Raw genomic sequence first — 17,609 nt, forward strand, 5'->3', positions numbered from 1 at the left:
ATGAATCAAGGAGTTAGTAACCAAATGTCAGGTTGATTCTGGTTTTAAACATCTGCTAACTCTTTTGCGCTACACCGCAGCATGGGTGTAGCGAAAAGTTTCCATTCACGCTATTGCCATTACCCGGCCTTTTCCCGGCCATTCCCCAGCCTTTCAAGGCCGACACGACCATGCCCACGACCGCCTATCCAGCCCACTACATCAACGGCCAGTGGGTCACCGCCAGATCTTCGGAAACCCTGCCGGTTTACGACTCCAGCACCGAAGCCCTGATGGCGACGGTGCCCAGCGGCACCGCTGCTGAAGCTGAAGCTGCCGTGTTGGCGGCACGTGCCGCTTTTGACAGCTGGTCGACGTTGCCGGTGGAAACCCGCGCGGCTTATCTCGACAAAGTGGCGGCCGGCGTCAAGGCGCGCACGGAAGATCTGGCGCTCGCCATTGCCCGCGAAGTGGGCATGCCGCTGAAAATGGCGCGGGCTGTGCAGGTGGGCGGCCCGATCTGGCATTGGGGCAACTTTGCCAAAGTCGCGCGCAGCTTTGAGTGGGAGAAGAAGGTCGGAAACTCCCTGGTCGTTCGCGAAGCAGTGGGTGTCGTGGGCTGCATCACGCCATGGAATTTCCCGCTCAGCCAGATCACGCTCAAAATTGCCCCGGCCATGGCGGCAGGTTGCACCGTGGTGCTCAAACCCAGCGAAATTGCACCTGTCAATGCCATGATCCTGGCCGAGATCATTCACAAAGCCGGCCTGCCGCCCGGTGTTTTCAATCTGATCAACGGGATGGGGCCGGTAGTGGGTGAGGTGCTGGCCACACATTCCGAAATCGACATGGTGAGCTTCACCGGCTCGACCCGCGCCGGCAAGCGGGTGAGTGAGCTGGCCAGCCAGACTGTCAAACGCGTGGCGCTGGAGCTGGGTGGCAAGTCGGCGAGCGTCATACTGGACGATGCCAATCTGGAAGCCGCCGTTAAAGGCACGGTGTCGGCCTGCATGCTCAACAGCGGCCAGACCTGCTCGGCTCATACCCGCATGCTGGTGCCCGTCCATCGTTACGATGAAGTGAAGGCGCTGGCTCAGGCGGCCATCGCCAGGTTCAACATTGGCCCCAGCCTGGACGAAACCAGCAAACTGGGCCCCTTGGTCAGTGCGGCGCAACGCGACCGCGTACTGGGTTTCATACGTACCGGCATCGAAGAAGGTGCCGAGGTGATTGCGGGAGGCGCTGCGGCACCTGCGCTGGACAAGGGCTATTTTGTGCAGCCCACCATTTTGGGCATCAAGGCGACTGATACCCTGGCGCAGGAAGAGATTTTTGGCCCTGTCCTGGTTGTCATTCCTTACAAAGATGAAGACGAGGCCGTGGCGATAGTCAACAGCACCATCTACGGCTTGGGCGGCGCCGTCTGGAGCGGCTCTGACGAGCATGCCATGAAAGTGGCCCGCCGTATTCGCACAGGCCAGGTGGATATCAATGGAGGTCCCTTCAATGGCAGTGCGCCTTTCGGGGGTTACAAGCAGTCAGGCAATGGGCGGGAGAACGGCGTCTACGGGTTTGAGGAGTTTCTGGAATTCAAGGCGCTGCAATTCAAACCCAGCGCAAGCTGATGTAATGGGAGCACGGTTACTTTCAGTTGTGCCTATTTGTAATTTCGAGCTGTGTGCGTATGATTGAGTAACTCAAAACAACTACAAAAACACCAAAAAATCTATGGCAGAAGTCACCGTCGTTTTTGCCGATCTCGCAGGAAGCACTGGAGTTTTCGAATCACTGGGTAATGAAAAAGCTACCCGCGCCATTACGCGCCTGACTCACTGGATCGGCAAGGTCTGTAATGCCCACAGTGGGCGCGTCGTGAAATACCTCGGTGATGGCGTACTCATCGTGTTTCCCGAGAACAATGACGCAATTGAGGCCGTCACAGAACTGCAGCGGGTGCACCGGGAACGCATTCGTAACTGGCCTGAACTGCTCAAAATGCGGCTTCAGGTTGGTATGGCACGCGGCGAAATCGTGGAGCAGGACGGCGACTGCTTTGGCGATGCGGTCAATGTGGCCTCCCGGCTCAGTGATTTGTCCGGCCCGGGCCAGATTTTTGCCACCGAGACGGTCATCAGCCAGCTGGTGCCGGGCAGCACCGTGCGGTCCCGTAACCTGGGCGCCATGGAGATCCGGGGACGCAGCCAGGCTTGCGCGGTGCATCGGATCGAATGGCAAAACGAATTGCTGTCCGAGTTTTTTACCGTGGCAGACAATCTGGGCCCCCCTCCTGTTGCCGAGCCGGTTGCTCCCGCGGGTGCCATCGAGCTGTCCTGGAAGCAGGCGAATTCAACTTTTAGCTCGACACAGTTGCCAATTTTTATCGGCCGCGATCTTGAAGCGCAATTTGTCGTGCCGGATCCGCGGGTGTCCCGCATGCACGCCAAAATCGAGTGGCGGGCCGGCAAGTTTTATCTTGAGGATTTCAGCAGCTACGGAACCTGGGTACGGTTCACCGACAGCGCGGCTGCCGTGTCCCTGCGCCGGCAGGAATGCGCGTTGCTGGTCGACGGTGAAATTGCGTTGGGTGCGTCTTTCGAAGATGCCACGATTCCCTCGGTCCGTTTCAAATTCTCTGCCGATCGGCCGGGGGCTTAAAGACCATCAGATCCGCAGGTCTGACCGGGCGTCCGGCGTATCCTTGGGACATAGCGGAATTGAATCCAGACCCTGGCCCCCTGGCCGCCGACGAGGCTCAGGACTGTCAGCGGCAACACCTTATCCTTCAGCGGGCACCAACCTTGATCCGGTTCAGACTTGTTTTTGCGGCGTTGTCCCGGTTATTGATGGTGGCGCTTGTGCTGCTCCTTGCTGCCGCAGGGTTTTATGTCTACCGGGCTTTTCCTGATCTGGATGGTGAGTTGCAGGTCCCTGGCCTGGGTAGCCGGGTGACTGTGACGCGGGACCATGCCGATGTAACGCACATACGGGCCCAGTCGCCGCGAGACGCGTGGTTCTCGCTGGGCTACGTGCATGCCCAGGAGCGGGGCTGGCAGATGGAGTTCAACCGCCGACTGATACATGGCGAGCTGTCGGAAGTGTTTGGCCCTTCAACCCTGCACACCGACAAGCTGATGCGCACGCTGGGGATTGTGCGGGCGGCCGAGCGGCAATGGCAAAGCCTGCCGGAAGAGGGACGCATTGCGCTGCAGTCTTACAGCGACGGCGCCAATGCTTTTTATGCGAGCTCATCACAGGCACTCTCACCCGAATTCCACATGCTCGGCGTCAACCCCGGGGGGACTTCCGGCAAGGCGTGGTCGCCGATAGACAGCTTGGGCTGGTCGCTGATGATGGCCCTCGACCTGGGTGGCAACTGGGGAACCGAGTTCGCGCGTCTTGCCGCCGCCAGGGTGTTGGACACCCGCCAGCTGTGGGAGCTATTCCCCCCTTATCCCGGGGAGCAACCGGCCTCCCGGGTTGATTTCGCCAGACTTTATGCCGGCTTGGGGGTGTACCGCACGGGTGCAACGGATGCTCCTAAAACAATAGCACCCCCTGTCCGTGTTTCTGGTGCTGGATCAATTTTTGATACTGAACTCACCGTAAAAAAGGTGCTCGCCTTATCCGCCTTATCGTCAGGCATCAATGACTGGGCTGATGCGTTGGGTCAGGTGGATGGCAAGGGCTCCAACAACTGGGTGGTGGCGGGCAAACACAGCACGAGCGGCCAGCCGCTGCTCGCCAATGATCCTCATTTGGGGTTGTCGGCGCCGGCCACCTGGTACTTTGCACGGTTGCACGCGCCGGACGATCAGGCCACGCCTGCGCTCGATGCGCTGGACGTCATGGGCGCCACCTTGCCCGGCTTGCCGTTCGTGGTGCTGGGCCGCACCAGCAAGGTGGCCTGGGGCTTTACCAACACGGCGCCGGACGTGCAGGATTTGTATCTGGAGCAGCTCAACCCGGCCAATCCGCAGCAATACAGAGTGCCTGGCACGGGCGATGCCGGTAGCGCAGCGCGATGGGCGGACTTCACCGTCCGTGAAGAGACTATCCGGATCAAAGGAGAGCCGGATCTGCATTTGATGGTGCGGGAAAGCCGCCATGGCCCCGTGCTCAGCGATGTTCAAAAGTCGCATGCCGACCTTGTTGACACCCGCAAATACGTGATTGCACTGCGCTGGAGCGCCCTCGACGCAGACAACCAGACCGTACTTGCGGGATTGCGGGCGAACCGGGCGCAGTCGGTTGATGAGCTGATTGCGGCGTATTCGGCCTACCACGCCCCCATGCAAAACATGGTGGCGGCCGATGTGGCGGGCCGTACAGCCTTCAAGGCCATCGGCAAGGTGCCGCTGCGCAAGCCCGACAACGACATTCTGGGAATAGCGCCTTCGCCAGGATGGGATGCCCGCTACGACTGGGCCGGTTGGGTGCCTTACGCACAAACACCTCAAACCGACCATGCCGCCATTGCCGCCAAAGGCTGGCTGTCCACGGCCAACCAGCGCATCACCCCGCCGGGCTATCCCATCTTTATGGGGCAGGACTGGACCGTCCCCTACCGCCATGACCGCATTGAGCAGTTGCTCGCCGCTACACCGAGACACGACATGGATTCGATGCAGAACATCCAGGCTGACCAGTTCTCGGCAGCTACGGTTCGGCTGCTGCCCTTCATTCAGAAGTCGCTGTCGCAACCTTCTGCACACCCCTTGGCGGACGCCGCCCGGCGTGCCATGGACGGCTTTGACGGCATCATGCGGGCCGACAAGGCGGCGCCGCTCATTTTTGCGGCGTGGGCAGACGAACTCACGCGGGGCGTGATTGGCGGAAGGCTCGGCGAGAGGCCATTCGCAGCGCTCTATGGCAAGCGCCACTTCAGAAATACCCTGGAGAGCATCCTGGAAAGCAGTGACCCCGGCTGGTGCGGCAACGCCGGGTGTACGGCGCAATCCGCCGCCGCGCTTGACCGGGCGCTAACCCGGCTGCAGGCCGCTTATGGCGCCGACGTCAGCCGGTGGGCGTGGGGCAGGGCACACTACGCGCTGTCAGCGCACAAGCCCTTCGGCAACGTACCGTGGTTGGCGCAGTTTTTCGACGTGCGGGTTCCCACAGGCGGTGACACCTTCACGGTCAATGTGGGTCAGTACTGGGCCAACGGCGACAAAATGCCTTTTGCCAACCGGCAGGCCGCGTCGCTGCGGGCCGTCTACGACCTGGCAAATCTGGAAAACTCCCGGTTCATCTACCAGACGGGTCAGAGTGGGCTGGTGTTTTCCAGCCGTTATCGCGATATGCGCGACAGCTGGGCGCGGGTAGAGTACCGACCGTTGCAAATGAACCCGGCAGGGTTCGCGCACCAGTTGACCCTACAACCCTGAGACCCTGAGGTTCGCTACGCGGGCAACGTACCGAGCCTGCATATCCATGACTGCATGGTCAGGCCGGAATGGCGTCAATGTTGAGGCGGTCCCAGTGGCGGTGCAGTGCAATGGCGGCCATGAAGTCTTGTGACACCTGTCCATCCAGCACCTTGCGCCCGTCGGCAATCAGGACACCGACTGTGGGTACTGTTACCAGCTCGGGATTTTTCCCCTGGCTGAAGCCCAGCGTGCCGAGCAACTGCACGCCATCGTTCACCGCACAAATGGTCTTGCCGTGTTTGTAAGCCTCCAGCACAAAGTGAACCGCCTCGCCGAGCCCGCTCAGCGCTGCGGCGCTGGACGCACCACCGGGAATCAGCACGGCATCAAACATGACGGACGGCATGTTGGCAAAGGTATGGTCGACTGCCAGCTGGCGGCCGCTGGCGGTGCTGACTGTACCCAGGTGCTGGGCAACCAGCTTGCACAGGGCGCCGGCTTCCGTCAAATCCTGCTGGATGCGACGGAGAGGGGCGGATTCAACGCCATTGGCCACCAGAATGGCCACCTTGCGGGTCTTCACGCCACCGCCCGGCCTGCCAACCATGCGCAATGTGGGATCTTCGTCGACCTTGCTGGTGATTCGGTAATCCCGAAAGCCTAGCCGGCCCGCAGCGGCTTTGGGGTCCGGGGCGGCGATGCCCAAAGTCACAGCAACCCGGCCGGCAAGTTTCAGGTCCACATGCGCAAGGTTGTCCACGATGCGCTGCCGGATTTCCGGCACATCCACCTTGGACAGCTCAAACCTGAACGCTGCGACGATATGGTCTTTCTCGGCAACGCTCTGGCTGTTCCAGAACAGGGTAGCCTGCGAGAAATGATCGTCAAACGAGGGGCTGCGCCGCCGGATTTTGGGCGGCTCCAGTTGCTCGGGGTAAGACTGGAAGCCTTGCGCCGCGCCATCAACCCGGTACTCTGCGCCATTGCCCAGCGTATTGGGCTCGTACGCCACGCGTCCCTTGCTGATGGCCTGGCGATGCATCCCGTCGCGCTGGAAGTTATGCATTGGGCAAACTGCCCGATTGATGGGTAATTCATGGAAGTTCGCACCGCCGAGCCTGGACAGCTGGGTATCGGTGTACGAGAAGAGCCGCCCCTGCAACAGGGGATCGTTTGAAAAATCAATGCCTGGCACAAGGTGGCCTGGATGAAATGCCACCTGTTCGGTTTCGGCGAAAAAATTATCCGGATTGCGGTTGAGCACCAGCTTGCCAATGATCTGGACGGGAACCTGCTCCTCTGGAATGAGTTTGGTAGCGTCCAGAATGTCAAAGCCAAGCTCGCTCTCCTGGCCGTCGTCCACGATCTGAACGCCCAGCTCCCACTCGGGAAAATGACCGCTCTCAATCGCTTCCCACAGGTCGCGCCGGTGAAAGTCGGGGTCTTTGCCGGCAATCTTCTGCGCCTCATCCCAAGCCAGGCCATGCACCCCCAGTTTTGGCTTCCAGTGAAACTTGACGAAATGAGAATCCCCCCGCGCATTGATAAAGCGGAAAGCATGAACACCGAACCCTTCCATCATCCGAAAGCTGCGCGGCAGGGCGCGGTCTGACATCGTCCACATCAACATGTGGGTTGACTCGGGCATCAGCGACGCGAAATCCCAGAAAGTGTCATGGGCACTTGCTGCTTGCGGCATCTCATGGTGCGGTTCGGGTTTGACCGCATGGATCAGGTCGGGAAATTTGATGGCGTCCTGGATAAAGAAAACAGGAATGTTGTTGCCCACCAAATCGTAGTTGCCTTCGGCGGTGTAAAACTTGACCGCGAACCCCCGCACATCCCGCACCGTGTCTGCCGAACCCCGGGAGCCGGCCACGGTTGAAAACCTCACAAATACAGGCGTTTCAATGGCAGGGTCCTGCAAAAAGGCGGCGCTGGTGTACTGCACCATCGACTTGTAGGGCTTGAAATAGCCGTGTGCGCCTGAACCCCGGGCGTGTACGACACGTTCCGGAATGCGCTCGTGATCAAAATGCGTGATTTTTTCGCGGAGGATGAAATCTTCCAGCAGGGTAGGGCCGCGAACACCACCCTTCAGGGAGTTGTGATTGTCCGGAATCTGTAGACCCTGGTTGGTGGTCAAGACATTGGCTGAGCCGGCAGTAAAGGCATCAAGCTGGGTTTGCTTGTCTCTGGCGCCGTCCGCTGGCCGGGTGGGGCCAGCAGCTTTGCGCTTGGGTCGCGGCATGTAGATTCCTTGTTTGAGGGCTTGAGAATTGGAAAAAGACCCGCCTCGGCGTGTTGGAAGACCACTCCTTGTGGCCAGTGCAGAGACGGCTGTCGGGTAATTTATGAATCGAGCAGACCCTCGAGCATCTTCACGCTCGCCAGAAGGGCCAGTGTTGCAACCGTGCCGGCCAGACACCAGCCTATGAACTCCTGGGTACCTTCAGCCAAATCGTCGGGAAAAAACAGCGACAACAGAAAGAATCCTGCCGCCCAGACCAGCGCCGTCAGAAAGATACTAAGAAAATCGGTATGTTGGGGGTTGGCGTGAACTCTCCAGGCCGCCAGCATTCTTGCCGCCAGGTTGTTCAAAATGTTCAAAAGTTTCGCTCCAGATTTCATGATGGTTCCCGCTGAGTCAACGTAAGGGTCTGCGTCACACCTTACAGGTCGGCGGCACACACACCGGTAGCCGGACGCCCGTGTTGCGTGTAAGGGCTGTCTTCTTCTGACGTAAGACGTCGCTTACTGGTTCAAGGCCATCACAACCATCGCGGTGGGTCTGGAAACAGGAATCAGGCGTGGCATCGAGAAAGCCAACGCAAGGTCGCGAGACTGGCCTTGTGAAGGGCAATGGCGCCTTCTCCTACAGGCACTCGCTGGTACCTCCGGCAATTGAGTGGCCGCTCGTCACTTAAATTAGCGGGATGAACCTTGGCTAATTTCCTTCCGGGCGCCCGCTTAACAATGAAGATGAAAACCTACCTGGTCGAAGACAACCCGACCATTCGAGAAAACCTGATAAGCACGCTGGAAGAACTCGCGCCGATTGAGGCCGTCGGTACAGCCGATACTGAAGAGGAAGGCGCTGCCTGGCTCACCGGTAACAATGCCCAATGGGACCTGGCCATCGTCGACGTGTTTCTCAAAAGTGGCAGCGGACTGGGTGTGCTTGAAGCTTGCCGCACCCGTGGAACGCTCCAGAAATTAGTGGTTTTCAGCAATTACACGAGCCGCGAAATGCGCCTGCGGTGCATCCAGCTCGGCGTGGACGCCGTCTTTGACAAGTCAACGGAGATCGACGCCTTGCTGGATTACTGTGTAGCCCAAAGCGAGAATCTGGACGCGGCCTCGAGCAGTCGCTGCCAGAGCTATCAGAATGGATCCAACCTCCAGAGGGCCTGAACCCTTCGAGTGAAATCTTCGATGCAACCGTCTTCTTCCCCTCATCCGGTCAACTCCGCCGACCCACGCACTTCTGCTATTTTGGGTAAGACGCAGGCTCCGCGGCAACTCGAAGAGGAGGTGCTCCAGTCGGCTGAAGAGGCGGTCCTTGCAGAGGCGGGCGCCACGGAATCTGTCGCGGAACCGGAGAATCGCTCTGTCTCACGGGCCCTCCCTGAAACCATTCGCCTCCGTCATCTTCAAGACCCTTATCCTCGCTACGAGGACGCCGTCAGGCGTTACGTGGCAGTTCAACCCTGTCAGTCGGCCTTGCTGGCCGCGGTGGCCGGTGCGTTGGCTATGCTGGTGCTGCGTCTGGGCCGGCATCGCGGGCGCAGGGTGGTGAAGCAGGGCGCTCGCACACGCTAAAGCCTGCTGCAACAGCTCTACGGCAACCGCCATCGTCCCGCGGCCAAGCCCGGGAACTTGTGTACCCCATGAAATTCCGCCGCTGATCGTGCCGCCGGGCGGGCCCCGACCGCCTGAGGCTCAAGACCCCCGCCCCCAGAACCAACACGGCCCATCCGGGAGCCAGGTACCCGTTCATTACCCCAGCCGGTGTAGCGGGGCAGTCATCCAGAGAGAAGATAAAGGAGGCGGGCCGATTGTGGGGTTGCCGATGTCGATCAGTCAGATGAGGAACTCTTCTGTCGCTGGTATTCGGCCTTTTTCATGTTCAGGTAACTGTCCCGATTCACCTCATGCAACTGCTGGGGATACTCTTCAGTGGCATCAAACCAGTACCGCAGGCGCATGTTGAGTTGCTGCGTTGCCGGCTGGCCCAGTGAGGCGAGAAAGGCTTCGATGGCCAGGTAGTAGCGCATGGTGTTTCGCTCAATAGTGCCTCGCATGCCGCCCACGTAGCGGGATTTTTGGCCATCGTTAATTTGAGTAAAACCGACCTTTCCGCTTCCCACTGTTGCCAGATAGCCCTGCATCGCCAGTCGGCCAGCCATGCCATACCCATACGAGTAGCGAAAATGCATAAAGGTTTTCCCCTCTCCAAGCGGTACAGCCTGAAGCTCGATACGGTAATTGGTGGTGCCCAGGGGCCCTTCGGGGGCGTTGAGCTGGGCGGCGATGTAGCTGGGCGAGGCAGCCGCCAGCTGGTAGGTAAATTCAAGTGCGAATGCATCGTTGAGTTCCTGCGCGATTTTTTTGCCTATCCTCATCTTCAGTTTGCTGGGGCTGGTGTCTGCGCTTGCGCGGCAGTACTTGGTATTGAGATGCAGGATCAGCACGTCACACCAGTGATGGGGGCTTTTGAAGGTAGCGCTGAAGGTGCTGAAAGGCGAATCCAGCACAGCGTAGGCGTTGCCATTGACCGAATTGGGGGTTTCAGAGGAATCGAGGACCAGAGGGCGCCGGTACGGGTTGTGTGCCAGCTGCTCAGTCAGCACCTCATGCTTTTTAAGCAGCGCCGCTGCACTCTGTTCGCTGGCCAGCTCTTGCGATTGTCCCGCGGCAACATCAACCGCTATAAGCAATGCCAGAGCCAGCAATCCGTACAGGCTCTTTTTTAGCGCGGAGCGTCGAATCTGATTCATTCGGGCAGTTTGCCACCGCGCAGAACCGGTTATTGCAAGATGGTCTTTAGTCCTACAAGCATTCGCTGTCTGAGGCGGGGGTCAGGTGTCTGAGCGTCTCCCGCCCCCCGGGTGCCGCGGCATTGCGCGGCATTGATCTGCAGGGGCCAGTTGCACTCAAGCGCATGGCAGGCAGTCATGGTCATGACCGCGTTGTCGATTCCCGTCATTGGCCTGCCGCTGTGGTGCATATGACACGCCATTGAAGCGGCTTACCGGGCCCGCCCGCGCGACAAAAGGGCACATTCAGTTGCGCGCTGGGCACCTTCATGGCGATGGAGATCGACTACCTGAAGGCATTGCTGCCTGATCGGGCTGCAGAAGCGACGATCACTCACCATCATTTTCACACTTGGCATAAACAGCCGAAATGATTTATCCTGAGGCACAAAGTTTTGAACTGACCAGGTTTTTGCACCGGAACCACCAGTACAAGCCGAAGTGGGCCGCTCAGCAAGAAAAACAAGGGAACTCATGGAGTTGGTCATTTTTCGCCTGAACGGGCAGCGCTATGCGTTGCCGCTCCCGGCGGTGGAGCGCGTCATCCAGGCCGTGGAAGTGACCTCCTTGCCTGGTGCACCGGCTGTGGTGCTCGGCGTGATCAATGTGGCGGGCTGTGTTCTCCCGGTGTTCAACATCCGGCGGCGCTTCTTCCTGCCAGAGCGGGAGATTGTTCCCGCCGACCAGTTTTTGATTGCACGGACGGCCCGGCATACCGTGGCGTTGGTGATCGACGAGGTCCACGGCGTGATCGAACACGAGCCATCTGCCGTTGTTGGTGCGGACCGGATGGTACCCGGCCTCGAGCAGTTCCAGGGCGTGGTCAAGCTCGACGATGGCCTGGTGCTGATTCATGACCTGGAAAAATTCCTCTCGCTGGACGAAGCGCACGCGCTGGATACGGCGATGGAGGAGGTCGAATGATGCACGGCCAGGTCATGCCGGCGCAGTGGTCGCAGTTGAGCGAGCTCGTCGCCGGCACGATGGGGCTGCATTTTCCGCGCGAGCGCTGGGATGATCTGAAGCGTGGCCTGATTGACGCAGCGCAGGAGTTTGGCTTTGAGGACGCGGCAGCATGCATCGACTGGCTGCTGTCGGCGCCACCGACCCGGGCGCAGCTCCAGGTGCTGGCAGGCCATCTCACGGTCGGCGAAACCTATTTCTTCCGGGACAGGCAAACGCTGGAGGTGCTCACCGAGAGCATATTGCCCGAGCTGATCCGTGCCCGGCGCGGGGGAGAGCAGCGGCTGCGCATCTGGAGCGCGGGTTGCTGCAGCGGCGAAGAGCCTTATTCGCTGGCGATCCTGCTGCATGAAGCATTGCCCGATTTTGGAAACTGGCAGGTGACGATCACCGCGACCGATATCAACCCGCGCTTTCTGCAAAAGGCTGTCGCAGGTGTCTACGGCGAGTGGTCGTTCCGCAACGCACCAGCAGGACTCAAACAACATTACTTCCACCGCACCGAAGATGGCCATTACACCATCGTGCCGCAAATCAGGAAATTGGTGAACTTTGCGCACCTGAACCTGGCGGAGGACGCTTATCCCTCGCTTGAGACCGACACCAACGCGATGGATGTGATCTTCTGCCGCAATGTGCTGATGTACTTCACGCCGCTACAGACCCGCAAGGTGATCCGGAATCTCCATCATGCACTGGTCGAAGGCGGCTGGCTGGTGATGAGTCCCAGCGAAGACTCAAGTTCGTTGTTTCCAAACTTCGTCCCGGTGAATTTTCCCAGCGCGATCCTTTATCAAAAGAGCGATGTCGCGCCTCGGACCGAACCCGTAACGGTGACAGCCAACGGCGCACCGGAATCTGGTTTTCCTGCGATCGAGACGTCTTTGTCATGGGAACCATCGGCTGCCCCGGTGGCGGTTTTCGAGTCCCTCCAGCCGAAGGAAGACCACGCCGTGCCGGAGGCACCGGGCAGCGCCCTGGCGTTTGCCCAATCGCTCTACGAGCAGGGCCGTTATGCGGAAGTGGTTGACACGTTGCTGGCGGCCCTGGCCGAACATGCGCCCCTGACCGAGGCCTGTTCGTTGCTGGCCCGGGCACTGGCCAATCAGGGCAGACTTGCCGACGCGCTGACATGGTGCGATCGATGGATCGTCACCGACAAACTGGATCCCGCCGGCCATTACCTGCGCGCGGGGGTTCTGCTGGAGCAGGGCGAGCTCGAACAAGCGCGCTCCTCTCTCCAAAGGGCGACCTATCTCGAACCCGGGTTTGTTCTGGCCAATTTTGCGCTCGGTAATCTTGCGCGCAGGCGCGGCAAGACCGGCGAAGCGGGCAAACATTTCGCCAATACACTGCATCTGCTGCAAGGCTACCAACCGGGCGATCTTCTGCCCGAATCGGACGGTCTCACCGCCGGGCGTCTTGCGCAGACCCTTGCTTCGCTCACCGACCCGGAAATCGCGCCATGAATGACCCCGTCCATGCTTCCATGCCCGATGCCGGAGCCATCCTTCATGCCCGCGCGCGCGCGCTGGCGCGCCCCCCGGAAAGCGCCGCGATGGCGGATGCATCACTCGAGCTTCTGGAGTTTCGTCTCGCCCATGAGTGCTATGCGCTGGAGACCCGGTACGTGCGCGAGGTGTATCCCCTGAAGAGCCTGACACCACTGCCTTGCACACCGGCCTTCGTTGCCGGCATCGTGAACGTGCGGGGCCGGATCACACCGGTAATCGACATCAAGAAATTCTTCGATCTGCCCGACCAGGGCTTGACCGACCTGCACTGCGTCATTCTCTTGCGCAGCAACGATCTCGAATTCGGCTTGATGGCGGACGTCATCGTGGGCGTGCGAACCATCCCGCTAGAGAGTCTGCAGCCGACCTTGCCGACGCTCACGGGCATCCGGGCCGATTACCTGAAAGGCGTGACGGCGCAACGTCTCGTGGTGCTTGACCTGGATCGTCTCCTGGCGGACCCGAAAATCATTGTGCAGGAGGAGGTGGAGGACTGAATCCAGACCATGCAGGCCAGCGCAAGGAGTGGATGTCGTACTGAGTCGCCCTGACCAGAGGTTTGAACACCACACTAACCAAGGTCTGGCTGAACGGGGTAACGGATGTTCGAAGAAAAAGAAAGGAGAGAAATAATGAAAAGAGCCGCAGATATCAGAGGCGAGGGAGGCGAGGGAGGCAAATGGCGATGGCGCCGGGCAGCGACGCACGTCAGCCGTCTGGCTGCCGTAGCATGCGTGACGTTCAAGGTGGGCGCAGTCATCGCGGCAGATGCCACAACGGGGTCCTTGTCCTCCGTGGATTTTTCACGCATGACGCTTGAAGATCTGGCGAACATCGAGATCTCCTCGGTATTGAAGAGACCCGAGCGGCTGAGCGATGCGGCTGCGGCGGTCTACGTGATAACGAGCGAAGACATTCGCCGGTCCGGCTATACCAGCATCCCGGAAATACTGCGCCTTGCACCTAACCTCCAGGTCGCGCGCGAGGACTCAAGCAATTATGCGATTACGGCGCGCGGCTTCAACAGCAGGAGCGCCAACAAGCTGGAGGTGCTGATAGACGGCCGCAGCGTGTATACGCCGCTGAACTCCGGCGTGTTCTGGGACGTGCAGGATACCCTGATCGAAGACATAGAACGCATCGAGGTCATCAGCGGACCAGGCGGGACCCTGTGGGGCTCGAATGCCGTCAATGGCGTCATCAATATCATCACCCGCTCTTCACGAGATACCCAGGGTACCTTGCTGAGTGGCGGGGGCGGTACCAGGGAGCGTGGCGCCGGTGCTCGTTATGGCGGCAAGCTGGGCGAGGACACCACGTACCGTCTATATGCAAAGGGCTTTGATCGTGACGGCACGCAGACCAACAGTGGCACCGACCTGCAAAATTCGTGGAACATGCAGCAGGCAGGCTTCCGGATTGACTCGGCCCGCGCCACCGATACCTTTACCCTGCAGGGCGATGCTTACGATGGGTCGATTCATCAACGCACCCTGGCCGATAAGACCATTTCGGGTGCAAACCTGCTTGGACGCTGGAATCGCGCATTGGCGGATGACGCAAACATCCAGGTCCAGGCCTATTACGACCGGACTCAACGCAACTATCCGGGCTCCGCCGGCTTCGGCGAAGTGCTCGATACCTACGACATCGACGTGCAGCATCGTTTCCGGTGGCGCAAGGACCACGACATTGTGTGGGGCGGCGGCTACCGGCGGGAGCGCGACCATGTCGATAACAGCTTGTTCCTGCAGTTTCTGCCGAGACAGAAGACACTGAGCCGGGCCAACATCTTTGTCCAGGACAGCATCGCGCTCAGCGAGCGCCTCAAATTCACGCTGGGCCTGAAACTGGAGCACAACAACTACACCGGGCTTGAATGGCAACCCAACGCGCGGCTGGCCTGGAAGCTCAACGATCGCTCGCTGCTGTGGTCGGCTGTCTCGCGGGCGGTGCGCACGCCATCGCGCGTCGACCGCGAATTCTTTGTGCCGGCTGTCCCGGCCCTGGCTTTCCCGGGATTCATCGGCGGAGACTTTACCTCGGAGAAACTGACCGCCTACGAGATCGGTTACCGCGCACAACCGACTGCCGATACCTCGTTCTCCGTGTCCACCTTCTACAACGTCTACGATGACCTGCGCAGTCTCGAACCCTCCGCGGGTGCCGGGTCACCGCTTGTGATCGCAAACCAGATGGAGGGCAATACCTACGGCGTGGAAATGTGGGGAAACTACCGTGTAAACGACTGGTGGCGCTTGAGTGCCGGTTATAACTATCTCAAGAAAGATCTGAGCCTGAAGTCTGGCAGTAGCGATACCACCAGCCTGGCGGGCTCTGAAACTGATCCGCGACACCAGTTCTCGTTGCGGTCGGCGATGAATCTGGCGCACAACGTGGAGCTTGATGTCTCACTGCGCTCGATCGGCACATTGTCCTCCACCCAAGTCCCTCGCTATACCGCGCTCGATGCGCGCCTGGGCTGGAAGGTTGCCAAAGATGTCGAGGTTTCGTTGACCGCATTCAACCTGCTTGACAAGGGTCATCCGGAGTTCGGTTCCGGATCGGCGCGCAGTGAGATCGGGCGCAGCTTCTACGCAAAAATGCTATGGAAATTCTGATCAACATATTGCGCGCTGCAGCGCGCTTGCGCCCAGGCAGCGCCTTGGCTGTTGTGGCATTGGGCATGGTGCTCTTGCCCGGCAAGGCCAGCGCGGCCGACGAATCGGTGGAATACGCCGTCAAAGCGGCTTTTCTGCACAAGTTCGGCTCCTTTGTCGAATGGCCTGCAACAGCCTTTGCTTCACCGACCAGTCCGTTTCAGCTGTGCGTCGTGGGCGAGGATCCGTTCGGTGCCGCCCTCGACAAGGCCGTCAGCGGCCAGCAGATCGCCCGACGGCCGGTCGAGGTGCGGCGACTGAAGATGGTCAAACCGGACTCAGGCTGCCACATCGTGTACCTTGCCGCCTCGGAGGCGCAGCGCAGCGCCCAGATCATCGAAGCGCTACGCGGCAGCAGCGTGCTAACGGTGAGTGATGGCCGGTCGCCCGGGGCGGTCACGGGAATCATCAATTTCGTCATCAAGGATGATCGGGTGCGCTTTGACATCGACGACGAAGCCGCCGCGCAGAACAGGCTGGCCATCAGTTCCAAGCTGCTGAGCGTAGCGCTCAGCGTCAAGCCCAGACGGGTCGGGGAGGGCCGTTAAATGGACTGGCTTGCAAACGTTCCGATTCGCACCAAACTGCTGCTGATCAGCGTGCTGACCAGCGCGATTGCGCTGCTGCTGGCCGGTGCGGCCATCATTGTCTACGACACCATCACCTACACCGACCAGAAGAAACGTGAAATATCGGTTCAGGCCGAAACGCTTGCCGCCAGCGTCACTGCGGCGCTCGCTTTCAACGACGCGAAAGTGGCCGAGGAATACCTCAAGGCATTCGAAGCGAATCCGGAAATCGCGGCAGCCGGAATCTACACCACAGATGCCAGGCTCTTTGCCCGATACATGCGTTCCGGCTTATCCACCCGGGCGCTGCCCACGGCAGCGGAGCCTGCGGGAGAGCGATTCAAGGACGATGAACTGGAAGTGTTCCGACCCATCAAGGACGGCGCTCGCACGGTGGGAACCGTCTACCTGCGTGCGAACACCGAGTCGCTGGCCATCCGTATAGCGCGCTTCGGCGGAATCATTCTGCTGGTGCTGGTCGGTTCGCTGGTGATCACGCTACCGATATCCATACGCATGCAACGCGTGATCTCGCACCCCATCCAGGATATCTCAAGGGCAGCCTCACTCATCGCGGCCGGCGATCTCACGGCGACGCTGCCCGTGCAGCAGCGCTCCGATGAGATCGGTTTGCTGGTGGAAATGTTCACCCGCATGGCGGAGGGTCTTCGCGAGCAGATTCGCGGGCTGATCGAAGGCGCGACGGTGCTGGGTTCGGCCGCCAGCGATATCGTCGCGTCCACCACCCAGCTCTCCGTCAGCGCCAGCGAGTCGGCTGTGATCGTGAGCGAAACGACCGTCACCGTGGAAGAAGTGCGGCAAACGGCACAAGTGGCCAGCCAGAAAGCCAAAAACGTGGCCGACAGTGCGCAGAAAGCGGCGCAGATTTCCCAAAACGGGCGCAAGTCCACCGAGGACGTTGCGGCCGGGATGAACCGCATCCGGCTGCAGATGGAAGCCATTGCCGTCAGCATGACGCGACTGTCCGAGCAGAGCCAGGCCATAGGCCGGATCATGGCCACCGTCGAGGACCTCGCTGCGCAATCCAACCTGCTGGCTGTCAACGCGGCCATCGAGGCCGCCAAGGCCGGCGAGCACGGCAAGGGCTTTGGCGTGGTAGCGCAGGAAGTCAAAAGCCTGGCGGAGCAGTCGCGCCAGGCGACCAACCAGGTGCGCACCATCCTGGGGGACATCCAGAAGGCGACGACGACGGCCATGATGGCGACGGAACAGGGCAGCAAGGCGGTAGAGGCGGGAACCCGGCAGACCGAAGTGGCGAGCGAGTCAATCCAGGCGCTGACCGCCAGCGTCAACGAGGCGACGCAGGCGGCCACGCAGATCGCGGCATCGAGCCAGCAGCAGCTGGTGGGGGTGGACCAGGTGGCGGGCGCGATGGAGAGCATCAAGCAGGCGAGCACGCAGAACGTAGCCGGCGCCAGGCAGCTGGAAGTTGCGGCGCGCAACCTCAACGAACTCGGCCAGCGGCTCAAGCAGATGGTCGAACGTTACAAGGTGTAGT

13 protein-coding genes are annotated in these 17,609 nt (G+C 60.2%); 10 read left to right on the plus strand and 3 right to left on the minus strand.

The window, feature by feature from the left end; translation table 11 throughout:
- Window positions 1-170: 170 nt before the first annotated feature.
- The 3 genes from BPRO_RS12170 (at window position 171) to BPRO_RS12180 (ending at window position 5,363) form a co-directional block, all read left to right on the plus strand.
- Window positions 171-1,604: an aldehyde dehydrogenase family protein gene (locus tag BPRO_RS12170; protein ID WP_041389698.1), complete on the plus strand. Its 1,434-nt coding sequence runs from the start codon at window positions 171-173 to the stop codon at window positions 1,602-1,604.
- A gap of 103 nt (window positions 1,605-1,707) precedes the next feature.
- The gene (locus BPRO_RS12175; protein WP_011483368.1) at window positions 1,708-2,634 is read left to right on the plus strand and encodes an adenylate/guanylate cyclase domain-containing protein; all 927 of its coding nucleotides are present in this window, start codon (window positions 1,708-1,710) and stop codon (window positions 2,632-2,634) included.
- 188 nt (window positions 2,635-2,822) lie between these two features.
- Window positions 2,823-5,363 carry a penicillin acylase family protein gene (locus tag BPRO_RS12180; protein WP_049764119.1) on the plus strand — a complete coding sequence of 847 codons (2,541 nt, stop codon included), beginning with the start codon at window positions 2,823-2,825 and terminating at the stop codon, window positions 5,361-5,363.
- A gap of 58 nt (window positions 5,364-5,421) precedes the next feature.
- Here the strand turns inward: BPRO_RS12180 and BPRO_RS12185 are convergent, their stop codons facing one another.
- Both BPRO_RS12185 and BPRO_RS12190 read right to left on the minus strand, forming a co-directional pair.
- Window positions 5,422-7,596, minus strand: a complete 2,175-nt coding sequence (locus BPRO_RS12185; protein WP_011483370.1) for a catalase — start codon at window positions 7,594-7,596, stop codon at window positions 5,422-5,424.
- Between the two features lie 101 nt (window positions 7,597-7,697).
- Window positions 7,698-7,976 (minus strand): hypothetical protein, encoded by a 279-nt coding sequence (locus BPRO_RS12190; RefSeq protein WP_157045788.1) that lies wholly within the window; start codon window positions 7,974-7,976, stop codon window positions 7,698-7,700.
- 345 nt (window positions 7,977-8,321) lie between these two features.
- Between BPRO_RS12190 and BPRO_RS12195 the strand changes: the two genes are divergently transcribed.
- Window positions 8,322-8,759 (plus strand): response regulator, encoded by a 438-nt coding sequence (locus tag BPRO_RS12195; protein ID WP_041388794.1) that lies wholly within the window; start codon window positions 8,322-8,324, stop codon window positions 8,757-8,759.
- A 665-nt stretch (window positions 8,760-9,424) separates the two neighbouring features.
- On the opposite strand, the gene BPRO_RS12205 is transcribed toward BPRO_RS12195, so the two are convergent.
- Complete coding sequence (locus tag BPRO_RS12205; protein ID WP_011483374.1) at window positions 9,425-10,345, minus strand: hypothetical protein; 921 nt, start codon at window positions 10,343-10,345, stop codon at window positions 9,425-9,427.
- Window positions 10,346-10,858: 513 nt separating this feature from the next.
- Here BPRO_RS12205 and BPRO_RS12215 point away from each other — a divergent pair.
- From BPRO_RS12215 to BPRO_RS12240, 6 genes are all read left to right on the plus strand, one after another.
- Window positions 10,859-11,308 (plus strand): chemotaxis protein CheW, encoded by a 450-nt coding sequence (locus tag BPRO_RS12215; RefSeq protein ID WP_011483375.1) that lies wholly within the window; start codon window positions 10,859-10,861, stop codon window positions 11,306-11,308.
- Window positions 11,305-12,816 carry a CheR family methyltransferase gene (locus BPRO_RS12220; protein WP_198141008.1) on the plus strand — a complete coding sequence of 504 codons (1,512 nt, stop codon included), beginning with the start codon at window positions 11,305-11,307 and terminating at the stop codon, window positions 12,814-12,816. Before BPRO_RS12215 ends, BPRO_RS12220 begins: the two co-directional genes overlap by 4 nt.
- Window positions 12,813-13,358 carry a chemotaxis protein CheW gene (locus tag BPRO_RS12225; RefSeq protein ID WP_011483377.1) on the plus strand — a complete coding sequence of 182 codons (546 nt, stop codon included), beginning with the start codon at window positions 12,813-12,815 and terminating at the stop codon, window positions 13,356-13,358. Before BPRO_RS12220 ends, BPRO_RS12225 begins: the two co-directional genes overlap by 4 nt.
- A 312-nt stretch (window positions 13,359-13,670) precedes the next feature.
- Entirely contained in the window at window positions 13,671-15,482 is a 1,812-nt protein-coding gene (locus tag BPRO_RS12230) for a TonB-dependent receptor plug domain-containing protein (RefSeq protein ID WP_198141009.1), read from the plus strand.
- Window positions 15,470-16,069 (plus strand): YfiR family protein, encoded by a 600-nt coding sequence (locus tag BPRO_RS12235; RefSeq protein WP_011483379.1) that lies wholly within the window; start codon window positions 15,470-15,472, stop codon window positions 16,067-16,069. The genes BPRO_RS12230 and BPRO_RS12235 overlap by 13 nt, the downstream gene beginning before the upstream one ends.
- Entirely contained in the window at window positions 16,070-17,608 is a 1,539-nt protein-coding gene (locus tag BPRO_RS12240) for a methyl-accepting chemotaxis protein (RefSeq protein WP_011483380.1), read from the plus strand.
- The last annotated feature ends 1 nt before the right edge of the window (window position 17,609 follow it).

Source organism: Polaromonas sp. JS666, from assembly GCF_000013865.1.
Classification (GTDB): Bacteria; Pseudomonadota; Gammaproteobacteria; order Burkholderiales; family Burkholderiaceae_C; genus Polaromonas.